The 21474-nt window shown below is 64.1% G+C and carries 17 protein-coding genes; all 17 read right to left on the reverse strand.

What is annotated here, in order from left to right:
* Positions 1-25 precede the first annotated feature (25 nt).
* Positions 26-3493 (reverse strand): DNA polymerase III subunit alpha, encoded by a 3468-nt coding sequence (gene dnaE / locus E3T39_RS08160; RefSeq protein ID WP_241979610.1) that lies wholly within the window; start codon positions 3491-3493, stop codon positions 26-28.
* Positions 3494-3605: 112 nt separating this feature from the next.
* Entirely contained in the window at positions 3606-4556 is a 951-nt protein-coding gene (locus E3T39_RS08165; protein ID WP_134514272.1) for an RluA family pseudouridine synthase, read from the reverse strand.
* Positions 4553-5200: a signal peptidase II gene (gene lspA / locus E3T39_RS08170; protein WP_134514274.1), complete on the reverse strand. Its 648-nt coding sequence runs from the start codon at positions 5198-5200 to the stop codon at positions 4553-4555. The genes E3T39_RS08165 and lspA overlap by 4 nt, the downstream gene beginning before the upstream one ends.
* Positions 5190-5813 carry a DivIVA domain-containing protein gene (locus E3T39_RS08175; protein WP_134514276.1) on the reverse strand — a complete coding sequence of 208 codons (624 nt, stop codon included), beginning with the start codon at positions 5811-5813 and terminating at the stop codon, positions 5190-5192. Before E3T39_RS08175 ends, lspA begins: the two co-directional genes overlap by 11 nt.
* Before the next feature lie 148 nt (positions 5814-5961).
* The gene (locus E3T39_RS08180; protein WP_241979598.1) at positions 5962-6264 is read right to left on the reverse strand and encodes a YggT family protein; all 303 of its coding nucleotides are present in this window, start codon (positions 6262-6264) and stop codon (positions 5962-5964) included.
* Positions 6265-6272: 8 nt separating this feature from the next.
* Positions 6273-6806 carry a cell division protein SepF gene (locus E3T39_RS08185; RefSeq protein ID WP_134514278.1) on the reverse strand — a complete coding sequence of 178 codons (534 nt, stop codon included), beginning with the start codon at positions 6804-6806 and terminating at the stop codon, positions 6273-6275.
* A 35-nt stretch (positions 6807-6841) separates the two neighbouring features.
* On the reverse strand, positions 6842-7648 hold the full coding sequence (locus E3T39_RS08190; protein WP_241979599.1) for a YggS family pyridoxal phosphate-dependent enzyme: 807 nt from the start codon (positions 7646-7648) through the stop codon (positions 6842-6844).
* Between the two features lie 4 nt (positions 7649-7652).
* The gene (gene ftsZ / locus E3T39_RS08195) at positions 7653-8858 is read right to left on the reverse strand and encodes a cell division protein FtsZ (protein ID WP_134514279.1); all 1206 of its coding nucleotides are present in this window, start codon (positions 8856-8858) and stop codon (positions 7653-7655) included.
* A 150-nt stretch (positions 8859-9008) separates the two neighbouring features.
* Positions 9009-9854, reverse strand: coding sequence for a cell division protein FtsQ/DivIB (locus E3T39_RS08200; RefSeq protein ID WP_241979600.1), 846 nt, complete (start codon positions 9852-9854; stop codon positions 9009-9011).
* Between the two features lie 331 nt (positions 9855-10185).
* Positions 10186-11607 carry a UDP-N-acetylmuramate--L-alanine ligase gene (gene murC, locus E3T39_RS08205; RefSeq protein ID WP_134514281.1) on the reverse strand — a complete coding sequence of 474 codons (1422 nt, stop codon included), beginning with the start codon at positions 11605-11607 and terminating at the stop codon, positions 10186-10188.
* 74 nt (positions 11608-11681) lie between these two features.
* Positions 11682-12755, reverse strand: coding sequence for a UDP-N-acetylglucosamine--N-acetylmuramyl-(pentapeptide) pyrophosphoryl-undecaprenol N-acetylglucosamine transferase (locus E3T39_RS08210; RefSeq protein ID WP_134514283.1), 1074 nt, complete (start codon positions 12753-12755; stop codon positions 11682-11684).
* Positions 12752-13921 carry a putative lipid II flippase FtsW gene (gene ftsW / locus E3T39_RS08215; RefSeq protein ID WP_166784087.1) on the reverse strand — a complete coding sequence of 390 codons (1170 nt, stop codon included), beginning with the start codon at positions 13919-13921 and terminating at the stop codon, positions 12752-12754. Before ftsW ends, E3T39_RS08210 begins: the two co-directional genes overlap by 4 nt.
* Before the next feature lie 158 nt (positions 13922-14079).
* Positions 14080-15576 (reverse strand): UDP-N-acetylmuramoyl-L-alanine--D-glutamate ligase, encoded by a 1497-nt coding sequence (murD, locus tag E3T39_RS08220; protein ID WP_134514286.1) that lies wholly within the window; start codon positions 15574-15576, stop codon positions 14080-14082.
* On the reverse strand, positions 15576-16667 hold the full coding sequence (gene mraY / locus E3T39_RS08225) for a phospho-N-acetylmuramoyl-pentapeptide-transferase (protein WP_134514288.1): 1092 nt from the start codon (positions 16665-16667) through the stop codon (positions 15576-15578). Before mraY ends, murD begins: the two co-directional genes overlap by 1 nt.
* On the reverse strand, positions 16664-18073 hold the full coding sequence (locus E3T39_RS08230) for a UDP-N-acetylmuramoyl-tripeptide--D-alanyl-D-alanine ligase (RefSeq protein ID WP_134514290.1): 1410 nt from the start codon (positions 18071-18073) through the stop codon (positions 16664-16666). The genes mraY and E3T39_RS08230 overlap by 4 nt, the downstream gene beginning before the upstream one ends.
* A complete protein-coding gene (locus E3T39_RS08235) occupies positions 18074-19618 on the reverse strand; it encodes a Mur ligase family protein (RefSeq protein WP_134514292.1) in 1545 nt (514 codons plus the stop codon).
* Between the two features lie 15 nt (positions 19619-19633).
* On the reverse strand, positions 19634-21457 hold the full coding sequence (locus E3T39_RS08240) for a peptidoglycan D,D-transpeptidase FtsI family protein (RefSeq protein ID WP_134514294.1): 1824 nt from the start codon (positions 21455-21457) through the stop codon (positions 19634-19636).
* Positions 21458-21474: the final 17 nt, after the last annotated feature.

A 21474-nucleotide genomic window follows, 5' to 3' on the forward strand; every position in this document is an offset into this window, starting at 1 on the left:
AGTCTTCTGCAGCGCGCGCCGGATATCAGGTCAGGCAATTCGGACCGAGGATGCTTTTAAGCTCGCCGAACAGGTCCGCGCTCACCTTGACGCGGTGCGGCAGCTCGAACACCCGCGCCACATCACCCTTGACCAGTTTCAGCCGTACCTCGGCGTCTCCGGCGTGGCGCTGGAGGATCTCGCCGAGCGCACCGACCGTGTCGGTGGTCGCGCGGGCCTCCCCCACCGTGATCGAGACCATGCTCTGGTCTGAACCCTGGCCGAGCTCCGGCTGGAACACGCTGAACGCGTGCAGGTTCATGCCGTCATCGCGCAGGCTGACTCGGCCGCGCACGACGACGACCGCGTCACTGATCAACTCGGGTGCGAACTCGAGGTAGGCCTTACCCATGAACATCGCGGTGATCTCACCGCCGAAGTCTTCGACCTGGATCATGCCGTACTGATTGCCCGACTTCTTGGCAATGCGGTGCTGCACGCTCGTAATCAGTCCCGCCACGGTCACCGTGTCACCGTCTTCGGTCGATTCCGAGGCGATCAGGTCGGCAATCGTGGTGCTGGCGTGCTTGGCGAGCGGAATCTCCAACCCGGCGAGCGGATGATCGGACACGTAGAGTCCGAGCATGTCCCGCTCGTAGGCGAGCTTCTCCTTCTTGCTCCACTCGGGTCGGTCTGGCACCTGCTCGGTGTCCTGCGGTTCGTCGAACAGGCTGTCGAAGTCGAACCCGATATTGCCGTTGCTCTCTTCACGCTTGATCTTGACGGCCGATTCAACGGCCGACTCGTGAATTTCGACCATGCCGCGCCGGGTGGCACCGAGCGAATCGAATGCCCCCGCCTTGACCAGCGATTCGATGGTGCGCTTGTTGGCAACCGGCAATGGCACCTTACGCAGAAAGTCATGGAACGATTCGAAGCGTCCCTTTTCCTCGCGGGCGCCGCGAATGGCCTCGACCACGTTGAACCCAACGTTGCGGACAGCACCAAGACCGAAACGGATGTCCGTACCCACGGCCGCAAAGAACCCGATCGACTCGTTCACGTCGGGCGCCAGCACCTGGATTCCCATGCGGCGGCACTCGTTGAGGTAGAGCGCAAGCTTGTCACGGGAGTCGCCGACGCTCGTGAGCAGGGCCGCCATGTACTCCGCCGGGTAGACCGCCTTGAGGTAGGCGGTCCAATAGGAGAGCACCCCGTACGCAGCGGAGTGCGCCTTGTTGAAGGCGTAGTCGGAGAACGGCAGCAGAATGTTCCAGACCGTGGTCACGGCATCCATGGAGTAGCCGCGGTCCTGCATACCCTTTGAGAAGCCTTCGAACTGCTTGTCCAGCTCAGACTTCTTCTTCTTACCCATCGCGCGGCGCAGCAGGTCGGCTTCACCGAGCGTGAAGCCCGCGAGTACCTGCGCGATGGACATCACCTGTTCCTGGTACACGATCAGGCCGTAGGTGGTGCCAATGACATCCTTGAGGGGCTCCTCGAGCTCCTTGTGGATGGGAATGATCTCCTGCACACCGGTCTTGCGCAGCGCATAGTTGGTGTGCGAGTTGGCGCCCATTGGCCCCGGGCGGTACAGGGCGATGACGGCCGAGATGTCTTCGAAGTTGTCGGGCTTCATGAGCCGCAAAAGCGCTCGCATGGGGCCGCCGTCGAGCTGGAACACTCCGAGGGTGTCTCCGCGCGCCAGGAGTTCGTAGGCGGCGGGGTCTTCGAGCCCGAGGTCTTCGAGTACGGGCCGGTGGCCGCGGTTCACCGCGATATTGTCGAGGGTGTCGTCGATGATGGTGAGGTTGCGCAGCCCCAGGAAGTCCATCTTAATCAGCCCGAGGGCCTCGGAAGCCGGGTAGTCGAATTGCGTGACGATCTGGCCATCCGCTTCACGCTTCATGATCGGAATAATGTCGATCAGGGGGTCGCTCGACATGATCACGCCGGCGGCGTGCACGCCCCACTGGCGTTTGAGGTTTTCCAGGCCGAGTGCGGTGTCGAAGACGGTGCGCGCTTCGGGGTCGCTTTCGATCACCGCGCGAAAGTCGGCCGCTTCGCGGTAGCGCGGATGGTCCTTATCGAACATGCCCGTGAGGGGCACATCCTTACCCATGATGGCCGGCGGCATGGCTTTGGTGAGTTTGTCGCCCATGCCGAACGGAAAACCAAGTACGCGGGAAGCGTCTTTCAGGGCCTGCTTGGCCTTGATCGTGCCGTAGGTGACGATCTGGGCAACGCGTTCCTCGCCGTACTTCTCGGTGACATACTTAATGACCTCACCGCGACGACGCTCGTCGAAGTCGACGTCGAAGTCAGGCATGGAGACGCGGTCGGGGTTCAAAAACCGTTCAAAGATGAGTCCGTGCACGAGCGGATCGAGGTCGGTGATGCCCATGGCGTAGGCGACCATGGAGCCAGCGCCCGAGCCACGACCAGGGCCGACGCGGATGCCCTGCTGCTTGGACCACATGATGAAGTCGGCAACGACGAGAAAGTAGCCGGGGAACCCCATCTGCACGATGATGCCGACTTCGTAGTCGGCGCGCTTGCGTACGTCGTCCGGAATGCCCTTCGGGTACCGTTTGGCCAGCCCGATCTCATTCTCTTTGATGAACCAGCTTTCCTCGTTCTCACCCTCCGGGCAGGGAAAGCGGGGCATGTAGTTGGCTTTGGTGTTGAATTCCACCTCACAGCGCTCGGCGATGAGCAGCGTGTTGTCGCAGGCTTCCGGGTGGTCACGAAACAGGTGCCGCATCTGCGCGGCCGTCTTGAGGTAGAACTCGCTGGAGTCGAACTTGAACCGATTGGGGTCGTCGAGGGTGGACGCCGACTGTACGCACAGCAGGGCGGCGTGGGCGGTGGCGTCGTGAGCGTGCGTGTAGTGCAGGTCGTTGCTGGCCAGCAGGGGCAGGTCGAGTTCTTTTGCGAGCTTGAGCAGGTCGGTCATGGTGCGGCGTTCGATGTCGATGCCGTGGTCCATGATCTCGCAGAAGAAGTTCTCCTTACCGAAGATGTCTTGGAAATCTCCGGCGGCCTTCTTGGCTTCCTCGTACTGGCCGAGGCGCAGGCGGGTCTGTACTTCCCCACCGACGCAACCGGTGGTGCCGATCAGTCCCTTGGAGTACTGGCTGAGCAGCTCGCGGTCCATGCGCGGTTTGAAGTAGTAGCCCTCAAGGCTGGCTTTCGACGAGAGCCGGAATAGGTTGTGCATGCCGGCGGTGTTCTCGGAGAGCAGCGTCATGTGGGTGTACGAGCCGGCGCCACCGACGTCGTCCCGGTTCTGGCCACTCGTTCCCCAGCGCACCCTGGTCTTGTCGCGGCGGTCGGTGCCGGGGGTGATGTACGCCTCTGTACCGATGATCGGCTTGATGCCGGCGTCGGTCGCGCTCTTCCAGAAGTCGAAGGCACCGAACACGTTACCGTGGTCGGTGATCGCCACCGCCGGCATCCCCTGCTCAACAGCGGCGTTGATCAGGGGTTTCACCCGGGCCGCTCCGTCGAGCATGGAATATTCGCTGTGCACGTGCAGGTGCACGAACGAATCGGTGGCGGTTACCGCGTTACTCACACTTGCTCCGAGCAGTCAATGAAACGAATTTGAAGACGAATACCGAAGTTCAATCTCCGCGCAACACGCTGAGTGCGTGTGTGAGGTCGGTCGGGTAATCGGCGTTGTAGGTAACCCATTCGTGACTGTCCGGGTGGGTGAAAGCCAGCTGTTTGGCGTGCAGCCACTGGCGTTTAAGTCCGAGCCGGGCGGTGATCGACGGATCGGCACCGTACATGGCGTCGCCGACACACGGATGCCGTTGGGCCGTCATGTGCACGCGGATCTGGTGGGTGCGCCCTGTTTCCAGGTGCACCTCAAGCAACGAGGCCGAGGGGAAGGCTTCGAGGGTCTCGTAGTGGGTGATTGAATGCTTGCCGTCAGCCCGTACCGCGAACTTCCAGTCCGACCGTGGGTGGCGGCCGATGGGCGCGTCGATGGTGCCGGTGAGCGGGTCGGGATGGCCCTGCACTACCGCGTGGTAGATCTTCTCCACCTCGCGGTCGTGGAACGCCTTTTTGAGCGCCACGTAGGCCGTCTCCGACTTGGCAACGACCATGAGCCCGCTGGTACCGACGTCGAGGCGATGCACGATACCCGCCCGTTCGGCAGCGCCGGACGTCGCGATGCGATACCCCGCCGCCGCCAGGGCGCCCGGAACGGTCGGCCCGGTCCAGCCGACGCTCGGATGGGCGGCGACGCCGGCCGGCTTATTGATGACGACGATGCTCTCATCGTCGTGCACAACCGTGAGGTCGGGAACGGCGATGGGAATGATGCGCACCGGCTGCTTGGGCTGCCAGGTCACTTCGATCCAGCTGCCGGCCCGCAGACGATCCGATTTGCCGACGACGATGCCGTCAAGCACGACGCCGCCTGCTTCGGACACCTCGGCGGCGAAGCTGCGGGAGAACCCGAACAGCTTGGCCAGGCCGGCGTCAACGCGCACGCCTTCCAACCCGTCAGGGAGGGGCAGCGATCGCCGCTCCGGAGGGCTGGACAGGTCGAGAGAACCAGTCATGGGCGGGCCTCGGCCCCAGGGGTTGGCCGGTCGCTGCTCGTTGAGTCGGGAGTAACGGAGTCGCTGGTGTAGGAATCGGGAGTCACAGCATCCGTTTGTTTCAGTGTTGGGGTGGTGGTCTTGCTGACGGCCACGACCTTCTTGCCGTCGAGGCCGATGCCGCGAATGGTCAAAATCATGAAGATGACCATGCTGCTCACGATGGCCATGTCGGCGACGTTGTAGATCGCCGGCAACAACCAGGGTGTCGAGATGAAATCGATGACGTGCCCGACCCCGAAGCCGGGTTCGCGCAGAAGCCGGTCGGTCAGATTGCCGAGCACTCCGCCGAGCAAAAGCCCGAAGACGAGTCCCCAGGCGAATGAGTGGATGCGCCGGGCGAACCACAGGATGAACACCACAACGGCGGCGGCGATGATGGAGAAGATCCAGGTGGACCCACTCGCGAGCGAAAAGGCCGCCCCCGGGTTCCGAACGAAGTGCCATTGCAGCAGATCGTTCAGAACCCGGATCACGGAACCCTCGATCATCGACGCGACAACGAGGTACTTACTGAATTGATCGAGCGCGTAAACGCCCAGCGCGACGAGGGCTAGAACGATAAGCGCTCGCGAACGCTTCTTCGTTCCGGCGCTAGGCTCCAAAGCCCTGGAAGCTGGGCTTCGGCGTGTTGCCGGCGTCAGCCGCAGAGCTAGCCGAGCTCGCGTCGAGGTCGTGCAGCTGACCCTCGATGTAGCTCTTGAGCTTCAGACGATACTCGCGCTCGAACGTGCGCAGCTCGTCGATCTTGCCTTCGAGCGTCGAACGCTCCTGGCCGAGCTTCTGCAGCTGAACGCGCTGCTGGGTCTCGGCCTCGGCGATGACGCGCGCCGCGGTGGCGTGGCCTTCAGCAATCAGGGCATCGCGCTTCTCAGCGCCTTCCTTGACGTGCTCTTCGTGCAGGCGGCGAGCCAGCTGCAGCAGGTTGGTCGTTCCGGCCGTCTCGTCGATCGGCGTCGCGGCGACAGCGGCAACCGGAACGGCGACGGGTTCGACGACAACGGGTTCGGACGACACGGCAGGCACTGGAGCTGACTCGGCTGCGGGAGCAGCATCGGAGCCGACCTGGCCGCGCAGTTCTTCGTTTTCCTTGGTCAGGCGACGCAGTTCGACAACGACCTCGTCGAGGAAGTCATCGACTTCGTCCTGGTCGTATCCCTCACGAAACTTGGTCGACTGAAACCTTTTGTTGACTACATCTTCCGGAGTTAGCGCCATGGCTTTCCACCCTCAAAACTTGTATTTATTGCGAACATTTGACTGACTCGAGGCGATGAGTGCCTCAAGTGTTGGATTGACTACGGGCTACCGACGAGCGAGTGCAGGCTCGGGGCGAACCAGTCATCCGACAAGGATACATGCCTCACTAGGCCCGTTGTATTATTCCTGCCACGGTCATGCCGACGATGCAGCAAAGCATTGTCAGCGTGAAGCCGAAATCCAGCGCGATCGGCCCGATGCGAAGCGGCGGGACCAGGCGACGGAAGAAACGTACCGGCGGGTCCGTCAGCGTGTAGACGAGCTCGACCAGCACGAGGAGGAAGCCCTGTGGACGCCAAGCCCGATTGACACCGCGCACGAGGTCGATAATGAATCGACCCCAGAGGACGAGGAAGTACATGAAGAAGAGGAAATAGAGAAGATTCCCCAGAATTGATAGACCAGTCACACTTAAGTCTAGCCTTGAGCGAAGAAGGAACTATCTTCAGCGCCCTCTTCGGTGGTGCTGTCGCCGGAAACGACGACGTGGGACGGCGAGAGCAAGAAGACCTTGGCCGTGACGCGCTCGATCTTGCCATAGAGGCCCTGTGACAGGCCGCTGGCGAAGTCGATGAGGCGGCGCGCGTCACCGTCGCTCATCTGCGACAGGTTGATGATGACGGGAATGCCTTCGCGGAAGGATTCGGCAATGACCTGGGCGTCTTTGTAGGCGCGCGGGTGAACCGTGAGAATTTCGTTCATTTCAGACGCAGCCACATTCTGGGGGGTCGAAGTCTTGCGCAGGGGGGTGACCGGTGCACGACCGGCAGAGTTCTGAGCCGTGTTGGAGGGTGCGCCGCTACCGTGCGGCGCATTGTCGTGACCGCGGGACGGAACGGCACTCACGTGGTTGGTGGCAGCAGCACTCTGGGCGCTGGCGGGCGCCTGGTACTCCAGCTCTTCGTCTGCCAGACCCAGGTAGACCATGGTTTTCTTGAGCGGGTTGGACATGTCGACCTCCGTGTTGGTTTGCTACTTCGAGATTATTAGAGCACCGGGCGATTGCCGGTGATTGCCGTGCCAATTCTTAGGTGTGTCGCCCCTTCGAGCACCGCAGCCGCATAGTCCTGGCTCATGCCCATGGACAGCGCGGTGGCCGCGGGGGCCTGCTGACGGATCTGCTCGCTGAGCTCGCGAACGTGGGCGAAAGCACGGCGCGGCTCTTCCCCCAAGGGAGCGACGGCCATGAGACCGAGCAGGCGCACGCCGGGGGCGATGAGGGCGCTGTCTACCAGAGCAGACAGATTCGCGGGATGCACGCCTCCGCGCGCCGCGTCATCCGTCAAATTCACCTGGATGAAGCAATCGATCGTCGATTCTTCCGAGGCCAGTGCGGTCACGAGAGACTCGCGATCGACCGAGTGGATGACGTTGGCGTAGGCCCGCACCTGGCGCGCCTTCTTGCCCTGTATCTGCCCGACAAAATGCCAGACGAGGTCGAGATCGGCAAGCGACGCGGCCTTGGACTGCGCCTCCTGATGCCGGTTCTCTCCCATGTTGCGTACACCGAGGGCGTAGAGCTCTTCGAGCAGTGAAACTGGGTGAAACTTGGTGACGACGATCGTGGTGATGTCGGCCGGCTCGCGGCCCGCTGTTCGGGCAGCATCGGCGACACCAACGCGCACGGTTTCCAGACGGGTTGCCAGATCGCTCGGTGCCGACGTGTTTGACGCCGGTTCGGAGGGTGCCCCGTTAGGAAATGCCGGGCTCATAGTGCTCTGTTCGTTGCGTGTGGTGGAATGGGTGCATCCCGGAGTCGACGCGACGTGCTCGACTCCGGGATTGCCTGACATCGACCTATTTGAGAAAGTCGGGGATGTCCAGATCGTCGGCCTCTTCTTCAAAGGCCGGGTCGGCAACGGTCACGCCGTTACCAGCGTCAGAGCCGCCCCAGACGGAGGCCGCGAGCTCGCCGTCGCTGTAGCTGCCGGAGTCGGTCGCCGGTGTGGCGCTGAGCGTGGATGTTGCCGCGCCGGCCGTTGCTGACCCGGCGCCAGCCGCAATTCCAGCGGCCACCAGGTCGGCACGACGCACCTCGACCGCTTTGGCGCCGGGCTCGCCACCGTCGAAGCCGGCGGCGATGACGGTGACTCGGACCTCGTCGCCCAGGGTGTCGTCGATGACGGCACCGAAGATGATGTTCGCTTCCGGATGCACGGCTTCCTGCACGAGGCGGGCCGCATCGTTGATCTCGAAGATTCCCAGGTTGGATCCGCCCTGGATCGACAGGAGCACACCGTGGGCGCCGTCGATTGAGGCTTCGAGCAGGGGCGACGCGACGGCGAGTTCGGCCGCCTTGATCGCACGGTCGGCTCCGCGAGCCGAGCCGATGCCCATGAGGGCCGAGCCGGCGCCCTGCATGACCGACTTGACGTCGGCGAAGTCGAGGTTGATCAGCCCGGGGGTGGTGATCAGGTCGGTGATGCCCTGCACGCCAGCCAGGAGCACCTGATCAGCGGTCGCGAAGGCCTCGAGCATACTGATGCCGCGGTCGCTGATTTCGAGCAGGCGGTCGTTGGGCACGACGATGAGGGTGTCGACCTCGTTCTTGAGCGAGGCAACACCGGTCTCGGCCTGGGCCTGGCGGCGCTTGCCCTCGAAGCCGAATGGCTTGGTGACGACACCGATGGTGAGCGCGCCGATCGACTTGGCGATGCGGGCGACGACGGGGGCGCCACCGGTACCGGTACCACCACCCTCTCCTGCCGTGACGAAGACCATGTCGGCCCCGGCGAGGGCTTCTTCGATCTCCTCGGCGTGGTCCTCGGCGGCGCGGCGACCCACCTCAGGGTCTGCGCCGGCACCGAGGCCGCGGGTGAGGTCACGACCGACGTCGAGCTTGACGTCGGCGTCGCTCATGAGCAGAGCCTGGGCATCCGTATTGATGGCGATGAACTCAACACCGCGGAGGCCCAGTTCGATCATGCGGTTGACGGCGTTGACGCCACCACCGCCGATGCCGACAACCTTGATAACGGCTAGATAATTTTGATTGTTTGACACGTCCGGCCTCCGGGTGGAACCCTAAACCTCTAGTCGAAGTTTAAAGTTATGCTGAGTATGCAATTCCTGATTACGAAAGTATGCGGGCGCGGCGCGTGGCTGGGGAGGCGCGCCCGCGTGTCGCGAAGAACGGGCAGAATCCGTTGCAAACTACCGCAGCACCGCGCTGTCGGGCGACGACACGTCGTACTCATTGACCGTGCCGGCGGGGTGGCCGATCAGCAGGGCGGCGAGCACGATGGCTTTGTACTCGGATTTTTCCGGGCTGCCCCAGACCACCCGCTCACCACCGAGCAGGCTCAGTGTGACATCGTCGGTGGTAACGGCAGTCACCGCGTCCAACTGGGTACGGATGCTTTCGGGCAGCACCGCGAGAACCGCGGCGGCCGCCTTGAATCCGGGGCTGGAGATTCCGTCCGGCGCGTCGATGAGCGGGTAGCCCGCCGTGCGCTCCGGCGTTGTTTCAATGATCACTCCGGCGGCGTCGACCAGATCGAACCCGGTCGGACCGGCGAGCACACCCACCGGGACACGTTCGACGATGCGCACCACGAGCGTGCCCGGCGGGCGACTTTCGGTGACGTAGCTCTGAATCAGGGTGAACTGCGACAGTTCACGCTTGACCAAATTGCTGTCGATCAGGGGCAGCGGGGTTCCGAGCTCCTCGGAAAGCGCTGCAGACACATCCGCTGCCGCAATGCGGCTGGTACCGACGACCTCTATCGTGCGCAGAGCCATCAGGGGTGAATAGGCGGCGCCGATGATGAGCGCGAAAGCGAGAAGAATCGAACCGACACCGAGAATCCACGCGGTTCGCCGACGACGCGTGCGCCCGGTGAACCGCCGTACTTCGGCCCGTTCAAAACGTTTGCGGGCGCGCTGGGCCGCCCGGAGCAACGACCGGGCCGCGCTGGCGCCTGCACTGCCGCTGGAGGGTTCCTGGGGCCCGTCTGCCTGCACCGAAGCAGCAGGCACCGCGTGCGGCAGAACCGACACTGGCGCAGCTCTGACGAGCGAACCGGATGCGCCTCCCCCGGCGAGAACGATCGGTTCCGTCGTCGTTTCGGACGCGTTGAACGGTTTCGGCGCGCGTTTTTGTGCAGCGGCTCCCCCTCCACGTGCAGCCTTCGGCGCTGTCGATGAGGAAGGCGGGTTCCGTGGCGGCCGCGCTGGCGCTCGCGCCGCGTCGGTATCCGTGGGTGGCGTGGACGTCGGTTTAGCTCGGGGCGAGTCCGCAGGCCGTTTCGGGGCAGGAGCGCTCGAGCGAGCCGACTCGGGAGGCGGCTGGGCCGGACGATCGAAGCTGGCCGGTCGTCTCACCGCCGCCTCATCCGCGTACTTTTTCGAGCGAGGCGAGCAACTGGGGCACGATACGGTTGACGTCTCCGCAGCCGAGGGTCACGACGAAGTCACCGTCGCGGGCGATACTGGCGAGGTAGTCGGCCGCATCCTGCCAGTCGGGCACGTATGCCACGTGGGACGGGTCGCGGAACCGTTCGGAGACGAGCGCGCCGGTGACACCGGGTTCTGGGTCTTCGCGGGCGCCGTAGACACCGAGCACGATGGTCTGGTCGGCGAAGGCCTCGAGGGTCTCGGCGAATTCCCGCGCGAACAGGCGTGTGCGACTGTACAGGTGCGGCTGGTGCACCGCGATAATGCGGCCCTCACCGACCACGGTGCGGGCTGCGGCGAGGGCGGCGGCGACCTCGGTCGGGTGATGGGCGTAGTCGTCGTAGACGCTGACGCCACCGACCGTGCCGTGCAGTTCGAACCGGCGCTGGGTTCCGCCGAAGCCGGCGATCGCGTCGAGGCTGGCTGCGGGGTCGAAGCCGAGGCCGACCAGAACGGCGAAGGCACCGGCCGCATTGATCGCGTTGTGTTTGCCGGGGATGCGCAGGGTGGCGCTGTAGTCCTGGCCTCGCCAGGCGACGCTGAAGCTAACCGGCCCGGTAGTGGTGATGGAGTGCACGCGCACTGTGGAATTCGGGTGCTCGCCGAACGTGACCACGCGGGCAGCGGCATCCGCGTCGCTCAGGCCGGCAGTGATGGCCGCGGTGACCCTTACCGCGCCCACGTCGTCGGAGGAGATGACGACCAGTTCGCTGGCATTCCGACTGAATTCGACGAAGGCGGCCTCAAAGGCTTCGAGCGAGCCGTAGTGGTCGAGATGGTCGGGGTCAACGTTCGTAACCAGGGCAACTGCCGTGTGGTACAGCAGAAAAGAACCGTCGGATTCGTCAGCTTCGACCACGAACAGGTCGTCGGCGCCGCTCGCGGAGCTCACCCCGAGCGATTCGATCACGCCACCATTGACAAAGCTCGGGTCTTGGCCGAGGCCGAGCAGGCCGGTGACGATCATACCGGTGGAGGTGGTCTTGCCGTGTGCGCCGGCGACAGATACCAGGCGGTGCTGGCGGATGAGCCAAGCCAGGGCCTGCGCCCGGTGCAGCACCGGCAGGCCGCGTTCATTGGCGAGTACGTACTCGGGGTTGTCCTGCCAGAGAGCGCCGGTGACAACGAGAGAGTCGGCGGTGCCGACGTTGGCGGCGTCATGCCCGATGTACACGGTCGCACCGAGTTCACGCAGGGCCTGCACGTTCGGTGAATCCTTGGCGTCCGATCCGGTGACCGTGTAGCCCTGGTTCAGAAACAGCCGAGCGATGCCACTCATGCCGGATCCGCCGACGCCCACGAAGTGCACACTTCCGAGCTGGTCGGGAATGGTCAGGTTGAGGTCTGGTTTGATCACCGTGGTGCGCTCTTCTCGATTGAAGCTAAAAAAACAGTTCGTGCGGGCACTACGTTACGCGTGCCAACCGGTGTTCAGGTCGTGACCGCCTCGTGGATCAGGTCGACCATCTGCGCGGTGCCGTCCAACACGCCAACGGATGCCGCAGCTATCCCCATCGCCGCCAGCCGCGCCCGGTCACCCAACAGGGTCACCAACTCCCCCTGAACAAAGGCCGGCACGAAGTCCTTGTCGTCGACCAGAACGCCCCCACCGGCCGCCAGCACCGGCGCAGCGTTGAAACGCTGTTCCCCATTGCCGACCGGGTAGGGCACGTACACGGCCGGAATACCGAGCGCGCACAGCTCGCTCACCGTCGCCGCTCCGGCCCGGGTCACGGCGAAATCAGCCGCCGCGAGGGCGAGATCCATGCGGTCGCAGTACGCGACCAGGTGGTAGTTCGGCAGCTGCGGGTCGGTGACCTCGGCCTTCGACCCGGTAATGTGCAGTACTTGCCAGCCCGCCGCCACGAGGTCCCGCGCAGCAGCGACCAGGGTGGCGTTGAGCTTACGGGCACCAAGTGACCCGCCGGTGACGAGCAGCACGGGGCGTTCCGGTACGAGACCGAAGAACGCGGCAGCGTCGGGCCGGGACGCTGCCCGGTCGAGGTGTTCGATCTCGGGGCGCAGCGGCATGCCCACAAACCGGGCGTGCCGAATCGGAGTGCCGGCGAACGCGACGCCGACGTGCCGAGTCAGGCGTGCACCCAGCTTGTTGGCCAGGCCCGGCTTGGCGTTCGCCTCGTGGATCACGATCGGCACGCCAGCACGGCGGGCGGCGAGGTACGCCGGCGTGGAAACGTAGCCGCCAAAGCCGACGACGACATCGACCTTCCGAGATCGAATGATCGTGGCCACCCTGCGGACGGCGGCGTTAAATCGCGGCAGAAAATCGAGCGCCGCCCGATTCGCCCGGCGCGGAAACGGCACCCGGGGCACGACGATGAGTTCATAGCCGCGGGCTGGAACCAGGCGTGCCTCGAGACCCTCAGCGGTGCCGAGAACCAGCACCGTGGCATCCGCTTCGATACTGCGGATGCGGTCGGCGACGGCGAGTAGGGGGTTGACGTGGCCGGCGGTTCCGCCGCCAGCGAGTAAGTACGTGGTCATGCCCGGTCAGCCTCGATGGAGTCGGTGTCGTCGAAATCATTCTTCGGTTCGCTCGAGCGGTCGCCGCGCGCAAAAGAGAGCACGACGCCGATCGCCACGAGGGTAGTGAGCAGAGCGGTGCCACCGGCCGAAATCAACGGCAGCGGTACGCCCAACACGGGGAACACTCCGAGCACCACGCCGATGTTGACGAAGGCCTGGCCGATGATCCAGACCATGGCGGCGGCGGTGGAGACCTTGGCCTGCACGGTTGTGGCCGTTCGCATGATGCGCAGAAAGGCGAAGGCCAGCAAGATGAACATGCCGAGCACGACGATGCAGCCGATCAGTCCGAGCTCTTCGCCGATGATGGCGAAGATGTAGTCGTTGTCGGCGGCCGGCAACCAGGACCATTTGGCCTTCGAATTGCCGAGGCCAACGCCGAGTATTCCCCCGTTGGCCAGCGCCCAAGTGCCATGCAGCGGTTGCCAACAGCTCGCGGAGATTTCCCCGATCAGCTCGGTGCAGCCCTCGTTGAGAAAGCTCATGATGCGGGTCAGGCGATTGGGGCTCGCGATAGCGAGCACGATAGCGCCAACGACACCGACCAGCAGGGGTACGGCGAGCAGACGCAGTTTGACTCCGGCGAAGAACAGGGCGCCGAACAAAATGCCGGCCATGATCATGGTGGTTCCGAGGTCGCCGCCGATCATGACGAGCATCGTGGCGCCGCCGCCTACCCCGAACACCGGAATGAATACGTGCCTCCAGTTATCGAGCTGATGCTGTTTTTTCGACAGGATCATGCCGAGCCAGATGACCAGTGCCACCTTGATGCCCTCAGACGGCTGAAACTGGATGCCAAAGATGTTCAGCCAGTTGGTGTTGCCTCCGGTGCCGCGTCCGAGTCCGGTGGCCACCACCAGAAACTGAAAGAAACAGGTGATCAGCAGCGACGGCCAGGCCACGCGCCGCCAAAACGCGAGCGGCAGCCGACTGACGACGAGCATGAGTGGAATGCCGATCAGCGCGAACATGCCCTGTCGGAGCAGCCCGCCAAAGAAACCCATGTCGGCCAGAAAGGAGTCGACCGACGACGACGACAGCACCATGACAAGGCCGAAGATGACCAGAAACAGGGTGGTGCCCAGCAGTAGAAAGTAGTTGCCGCCCTCAGCTCTGAACACCCGACCGAGGTTGATTCGAACTTGTGGTCCGCCTGGCGTTTGCGCCTCGATCGGCTGGACGGGTGCCAGCGTCGGGCGCCCGGAATCAGGCGTGGTGCGGGTGACGGGGCGTGATGGGGTGCGGGATGCGGGGTTACGTGGCACCTGTACCATCCGCGTCACCTGCCTAGAAGATCGTGTACTGCCTGATTGAAGAGCCGGCCCCGTTCGGCATAGCTCTCGAACTGGTCCATGGACGCGGCCGCCGGCGCGAGCAGCACGGTGTCACCGGCGCGAGCGAGTTCGGCGGCCAGCCGCACCGCCTGCGTCATCACCAGTTCAGTGTCGTCCGAGTCGATCTCGAACACGGTCAGGTCGGGGGCGTGTCGCGCGAATGCCTGGCGTAATGCCAGGCGATCGACGCCGATGATGATCGCGCCGCGCAGGCGACCCACGTGCTTGTGCACGAGCTGATCGATGTCGACCCCCTTGAGCAGCCCGCCAACCAGCCAGACGACCGACTCATAAGCGGCCAGGGAGGCATCGGCCGCGTGCGGATTAGTCGCCTTGGAATCGTCGACCCACTCCACGCCGTCCCCGATGGCGACCGTCTCAATGCGGTGTGCGTCGAGGTGGAAGGTCTCCAGCGCCGTGTGGATGGTGGCCGGCGCCACGCCGAACGACCGGGCAAGGGCGCTCGCGGCGAGCACGTCCATGATCACGTGCGGGGCGCCGAGGCCGGCCGATACGAGGTGCGGAACCGTGGTCAGTTCGAGGGCGCGTTCGAGCCGGTCCGGAAGGAAGGCGCGATCGCAGACGATGCCGTCGACGATGCCCAATTCGCTCGGCCCTGGCACGCCGAGGCCAAAACCGATCGCCCGGGCACCGTCCTGCACGTCGGCTTCCTGCACCATTTCCCGGGTAGCGGCATCCGCTGTGTTGTAGACGCAGGCAACCGCGGTGTTCAGATACACCTTGGCCTTGGCCGCACGGTACGCGGCGGCCGAACCGTGCCAGTCCAGGTGGTCGTCAGCGATATTGAGGCAGAGGCTGGCCCAGGGTGCCAGCGCGCCAGGACCGCTCTGCGGCAGGTGGTGCAGTTGGTAGCTCGATAGTTCGACGACGAGCACGTCCCAGCCGGCGGGATCGCGGATTGCGTCGAGCACGGGCACGCCGATATTGCCGCAGGGGGCCACTCGGCTGCCGTGGGCGGCGAGCATGGTGGCGGCGAGTTGCACGGTGGTGGTTTTGCCGTTGGTGCCGGTGACGAGCATCCACTCGGCGGGAACGCCGACCTTGTCGCGCAGCCGCCAGGCGAGTTCGATGTCACCCCAGACTGGAATCTGGTTCTCCGCCGCCCAATTGAGCAGCGGGTGATCGGGATGGAAGCCAGGCGACACGATGATCAATTCCGGGATCTGCGCCGCGAGTTCCGCAGGCACCTCCCGCAGGTCAGCCTGCACGAACGGCACTCCGAGCACCGTGAGCAGGTCAAAGCGTTCGTCGGGGCCGACAGACGCCAGAACAAGCACGTCGGCGCCGAGTTCGGCGAGGGTGTCGGCGGCGGCGAAACCGGTCACGCCGAGGCCCAGCACGGCAACGCGCAAGCCCTTCCAGTCCGCGTGCCAGCTGGTGAGATGATTCAGGCGGTCGTTCGTACCGGCGTCATCGCTCATTAGCGGCTCAGCCATTCGAGGTAGAACGAGCCGACACCGGCTGCGACGAGCAGTCCACCGATGATCCAGAACCGCACGACGACCGTCACTTCGGCCCAGCCCTTGAGTTCAAAGTGGTGGTGAATCGGACTCATTAAGAAGATGCGCTTACCGTGGGTGATTTTGAAGTAGGCACGCTGCACGATCACCGATCCGGCTTCCATCACGAACAGGCCGCCGATGAGCACGAGGAGCAGTTCGGTGCGGCTGAGAATGGCGAGGGCAGCCAGCGCCCCGCCGAGGGCGAGCGAACCGGTATCGCCCAGAAAGATCTTGGCCGGCGAGGTATTCCACCAGAGAAAGCCGATCAGGCCACCGACTATGGTTGCCGCAACGATAGCGAGGTCGAAGGAATCGGGGCCGAGATAGCACTTGTACTGGTCGGCGGCATCCGCTCCCCCGAAGCAGCTCTGGTTGGACTGCCAGAAACCGATCACCACGAAAGACCCGATGGCAAAAATGGATGCACCGGTGGCGAGGCCATCGAGGCCGTCCGCGACGTTGACGCCGTTCGAGGTCGCGGCCACAATCAGGCAGATCCAGAGCAGGAACACGGCGATGCCGATGAACGTGCCCAGTTTCAGAAAGTCGAGGGGTAGGTCGCGAATGAACGAGATGCTGGTCGAGGCGGGTGTCTGGCCGTTGCGGTCGACGAATTGCAACGACAGAACACCGAAGGCGCCAGCGACGATGACCTGCCCGAGAACCTTGGACCAGCCACCAAGCCCGAGACTGCGCTGGTGGCGGGTCTTCAGGAAGTCGTCGAGAAAACCAACAAGCCCGAGGCCTACCATCATGAACAAGACGAGCAACGGTGACGGGGTGAACGGCCGTTGTTCGATCAGCATGGCCGTGAAATAGCTGATCAGCACGCCCAGGATGATGATGATTCCACCCATGGTTGCGGTACCGCGCTTGGCATGGTGACTCTTGGGGCCGTCGTCACGAATGAACTGGCCCCAGCCGAGCTTCTTAAACAAGCGAATGAACAGCGGCGTCAGGAACAGCGTGAACGCGAGCGAAAACGCTCCGGACAGCAGAAGGACTCTCACGAGAACAAGTCTCCCAGTCGATCGCCGAGGAATCGCAAACCCGCGGAGTTGGATGACTTCACGAGCACGGTGTCTCCCGGATTCACGCTGTTGCGCACCAGTTCGAAGGCTTCGTCCGGCGTGTCGACATAGGCCGACTCGCCGTCCCAGGATCCCTCGTTGATGGTGCTGATGTGCATGCGGCGGGCCCGCTGGCCCACCACGATCATCTGGGAGATGTTCAGCCTTACAGCGAGTAGCCCGATGCGATCGTGCTCTTCACCGGCCAGTTCGCCGAGTTCGGCCATTTCCCCAAGAACCGCGATGGTTCTGCGTCCGGGAGTGCCAATCTGGGCGAGCGTTTTGAGGGCTGCGCTCATCGAATCGGGGCTCGCGTTGTAGGCGTCATTGATGATCGTGACGTCGTCCTTTCCGCCGAGCACTTCCATGCGCCAGCGTTCGGCCCTGGTAGTGGCTTCCAGCGCGGCGACGATATCGCGAAGCGACACCCCGAGAACCTCGGCGGCGGCGGCAGCGGCGAGGGCATTCATGACATGGTGCTCACCGAGCACCGGGAACACGACCGGCGCGCTCTGCCCGTCGGCAAGGTGCAGGGTGAACGTCGTTCCGGTGCGACCAGAGTGCAGGTCACTCGCGCGCACGTCGACCTGGCCGTACTCTCCGAACCGCACGATGCGCGCCGGGGTGATGGCGGCCATCTGCGCGACGCGCGGGTCGTCGGCGTTCAGCACCGCGACATCCGTTGGAAGCAGATCGGTGACCATCTCGGACTTGGCCCGCACTGTGCCGTCAAGATCGCCGAACTCACCGGCGTGGGCGAGGCCGATGGTGAGCACGATGCCGACGTCGGGTCGGGCCAGGCGCACGAGGTTCGCGATGGCGCCCTCGCTGCTGGCGCCCATCTCGATCACTAGAAAGCGGGTGTCGTCGGTGACCTCGAGCATGGTCATTGGCGCACCGACCTGGTTGTTGAAGGAGCCGCGCGGGGCGACGGTCGGGCCGACCCGTTCGAACATGCTGCGGAGCAGGTTCTTGGTCGTGGTTTTGCCATTGGAACCGGTGACGGCCACAATCTTGAGCGTCCCGGCGGCGCGCACCCTGGCGACAACGGTGGAGGCCAGGGCGCCGAGCGCTGCAACGGCGTCGGCGACGACAATCTGAGTGACCGGCAGGTCAAGCAGTCGTTCCACAATGAGCACCGCGGCACCCTGGGCAGCGGCGACCGGCGCGAACAGGTGCCCGTCGGTGACCGCGCCTGGCTTAGCGATGAAGATGGAGCCGGGTTCGATCAGGCGAGAATCGGTCTGCACCGATCCGTTGACAAGATCCGACTGCGCGGACGCGCCGGCGAGGTGCAGGGCACCGTCGACGACCTGGCTGATATCGGCCAGGGACAGCGCGATCATCTACAGCCACCCCGCTTCGCGCAGCGCCTGGCGAGAGTCATCCCTGGCCGAATACGGCAGTTTCACGCCTTGTACCTCGTGGTAGTCCTCGTGACCTGGGCCGGCGTACAGAATGGTGTCTCCTTCGTGTGCGAGTGACAGCGCCGTGCGAAATGCCGCACGTGGGTTGGCCACCTCGTAAAATTCGCCGTTTGGCACGGCTTCGCGCGCTGCTTTCAGCAGAACGGCACGGATGCTCGCGGCGTCCTCAAACCGCGGGTGAAAGTCGGTCACCACCACAATATCGCTGCCCTGAGCGGCGATCCGACCCATATCGGCGCGTTTTGTCGTGTCGCGGTCGCCGTCGGCGCCGAACAGCATGATCAATTTACCCGGGGTGAATTTGCGCAGCGCCTCGAGCGTATTGAGGAAGGCATCGGGGCTGTGCCCGTAATCGATGTAGACGAGCGGCCCGCGATCACCGGAGATGCGCTCCGCACGGCCGGGGATGAACGCGACAATGCCACCGTCGCGGTTCAGCGTGTGCTGAATGGCGCCGAGGTCGAATCCGCTTTCCACGAGCATGACGATGGCCAGGGCGGCGTTGGCCGCCATGTACCAGCCGAGCAATGGCACCCGGGTGTGCAGACGACGGCCATCGGGGCCGTCGAGCACGAAGTCGGTGTGCGTGGAGGACTCCCCCACAACGGTCATGTGCCAGTCGGCGTCGACGTCTGCCCGGTTGCTGATGGTCGTCACCGGGATGCGGCATTCGTCGGCGAGGCGACGTCCCCAGTCGGTGTCGACGGTGACGACGCCGCGGTGCGAGCGGTCGGGCTGGAACAGCTCGAGCTTGGCCTGGAAGTAGTCGTCCATCGCCGGGTAGTCGTCGAGGTGGTCGTGGCTGAGGTTGGTGAACGCAGCGATATCGAAGACGAGGCCGTCGACCCGGTAGCGGCTGAGGGCTTGCGCCGATACCTCGATGCCGACGGCGCGTACCTCGGCTTCATTCATACGGGCCAGCAGGGCGTGCAGTTCGCTGGCCTCGGGCGTGGTGAGCGAACTCGTCACGGCGAGATCGCCGATGCGGCGTTCGGCGGTCGAGGTGAGTCCCGAGACGACGCCGAGTTGGTTCAGAATACCGAACAAAAGGTAAACGACGCTGGTCTTGCCGTTGGTGCCGGTGACCGCGAACAGGGTCGCCGGGTTGTCGTCGGTGCGATAAATCCAGGCGGAGACGGCACCGAGCGCGGCGCGGGCATCCGGTGTAACCAAAATCGGCAGACCGCTGGCCGCAGCGAGCAGCACTCCGGCCTCGTCGGTCAATATGGCCACCGCCCCCGCCTCGGCGGCCGCAGCAGCGAAGGTCGCGCCGTGCAGGTGCGCACCGGGAACGCCGACGTAGAGGTCGCCGGGTTGCACCGTGCGCGAGCTCAGGCTCACTCCGGTGACTTCGAGACCGTCGATGTCTCCACGCAGTTCTAGATCAAATTCGGCAACCAATCCCGACAACGACCGTGGAACGGGATGCTCGGGACGGAGAGCCGACGGCGCCAATTCAGACACGCAGGGCTCGCTTTCTTACCAGGTGGAAGGGAGGTCAGGCGCAGTCGCGCCTGAGGGAACCGCCCGGTACTTTTTCAACACCTGACTCATGATCTCCTGGAAGACCGGAGCCGGTGCGGCAGACGTGTTCAGTTTAACAGGGTCGGCGATGCTGACCGAGACGACATACTGCGGATCGTCGGCCGGAGCGTAGCCCGACACCGACACCAGATACCCGTCGGAGTACCCACCCTGGCCGTCCGGCATCTGCGCTGTTCCGGTCTTGGCCGCGACCCGATAGCCGGGAATGTTCCATTTGCTATGCACCCAACTTTTTTGATACACCATTTCGAGCACGTCGCTGGTCTCGTTGGCTGCCTTCTCGGACAGCACCCGCGTACCGACCTGGTCTGGCACGTTCGTCATGGTGCCGTCGGCCTGCCTGCAGCCCTCGATCAGCTGAACCGGCATGCGCACGCCGTCGTTGGCGATGGTCTGGTAGATGCTCGCGACCTGCAGGGCGGTCGTGGTAAGGCCCTGCCCGAACATGGTCGCATAGCTGGTCTGGTTGTCCCACTCGTCGACCGGGTGCAGAATGCCGCCATCTTCACGGGGAAAGCCGGTCTCGGTGGGCGTGCCAACACCGAACGCTTTCATGTAGTCGTAGCGCTGCTGGTCGGTGAGCATCTCCCCAAACTTGGACATGCCGGTATTGCTGGAGTCGATCAGCACACCGGTCATGGTCATGTTCTGGTCGGGGTGGGAGTGACTGTCATTGATATTGGCGCCGTTGTCCGGCAGGTATCGGTAAGGCGCGACGATCCCGGTTTCCAGGGTGGCCACCCCGGCATCGAGAACGGATGCCGCGGTGAGCGCCTTGAAGGTCGAGCCGGGTTCGAAGGACTGGGTGAAGGCGCGGGAGCCGCGATCATCCGGGTTCTCGGTACCGCCGACGTTGTTCGGGTCCACCGAGGGGTAGTCGGCCACGGCGAGCAGCTTGCCGGTCTTGGCGTCCTGCACCACCGCGGTCGCCCAGGCAGCACCCGTTTCCTGCGCCCGGGCCGCGAGAGTCTGTTGCACGAACCAATTCAGGTCGGAGTCGATGGTGGTGACGACGTCTCCGCCATCCGTGGCGGCGGTGCTCGTGACGCTGCTGCCGGGAATGCGCACGCCGTCAGCACCCTTTTCGTAGGTTTCCGAGCCGTTGGTGGATGCCAGGCAGGCGTCCTGCCCGGATTCGAGCCCAGCCTGCGGAACACCCTCCCCCGATAGGTAACCGAGCATGTTGCCGGCTACGGCGCCGTTCGGGTACACCCGGCTCGGGCTGTTCTCGGAGTAGGTCCAGGGAATGTGCAGGTCTTGCACGGCCCGCAGCACATCGACGTCGACCTTCTGGGCGATATAGGCGAAGTTCGCCTCAGCATTGGCCGTCAGGGCGGCCCCGATTGTCTGCAGGATGGCATCACCGGTTTGGCCGGTTGCTTCGCCAATTTCGGCAGCGGCGTCAGCCACCGAGATCTCAATCCTCTTGCCGTCGACGGTGCGCTTGAAAGGCGTCGCATTCACCGGGGACATGGTGATGTTGTAGCGCATGACCGTTGCGGCGAGCACGACGCCTTCGGCGTCGATGATTTCGCCGCGCGAGCCGTAGACCACCTGGCCGACTGAGCGGTTCCCCACGGAGTCTTTGGTGAGCGAATCGGCCTGTACGACCTGGATATCCACCAAACGCACCAGGAACACTGCGATCACGGCGAACAGCACAAGAATGGTGAAAAAAGTACGATGGCGGCTGGACCGAGAGTTGGTCGGATTGCTTCGGGCACTGCGGTTTCGGGCATTACTGTTGCGCACGCTCATCTGCCCATCATTGTCGA

Source organism: Cryobacterium suzukii (genome assembly GCF_004403185.1).
Lineage (GTDB): Bacteria > Actinomycetota > Actinomycetes > Actinomycetales > Microbacteriaceae > Cryobacterium > Cryobacterium suzukii.

Coding starts and splice junctions, on each gene's coding strand:
- dnaE (WP_241979610.1), bottom strand. CDS start 3,493: ATGCTCGACGGAGCGGCCCGGGTGAAACCCCTGATCAACGCCGCTGTT.
- E3T39_RS08240 (WP_134514294.1), bottom strand. CDS start 21,457: ATGAGCGTGCGCAACAGTAATGCCCGAAACCGCAGTGCCCGAAGCAAT.
- E3T39_RS08230 (WP_134514290.1), bottom strand. CDS start 18,073: ATGATCGCGCTGTCCCTGGCCGATATCAGCCAGGTCGTCGACGGTGCC.
- E3T39_RS08175 (WP_134514276.1), bottom strand. CDS start 5,813: ATGGCGCTAACTCCGGAAGATGTAGTCAACAAAAGGTTTCAGTCGACC.
- E3T39_RS08185 (WP_134514278.1), bottom strand. CDS start 6,806: ATGTCCAACCCGCTCAAGAAAACCATGGTCTACCTGGGTCTGGCAGAC.
- E3T39_RS08165 (WP_134514272.1), bottom strand. CDS start 4,556: ATGACTGGTTCTCTCGACCTGTCCAGCCCTCCGGAGCGGCGATCGCTG.
- murD (WP_134514286.1), bottom strand. CDS start 15,576: ATGAGCGATGACGCCGGTACGAACGACCGCCTGAATCATCTCACCAGC.
- E3T39_RS08190 (WP_241979599.1), bottom strand. CDS start 7,648: ATGTCAGGCAATCCCGGAGTCGAGCACGTCGCGTCGACTCCGGGATGC.
- E3T39_RS08210 (WP_134514283.1), bottom strand. CDS start 12,755: ATGACCACGTACTTACTCGCTGGCGGCGGAACCGCCGGCCACGTCAAC.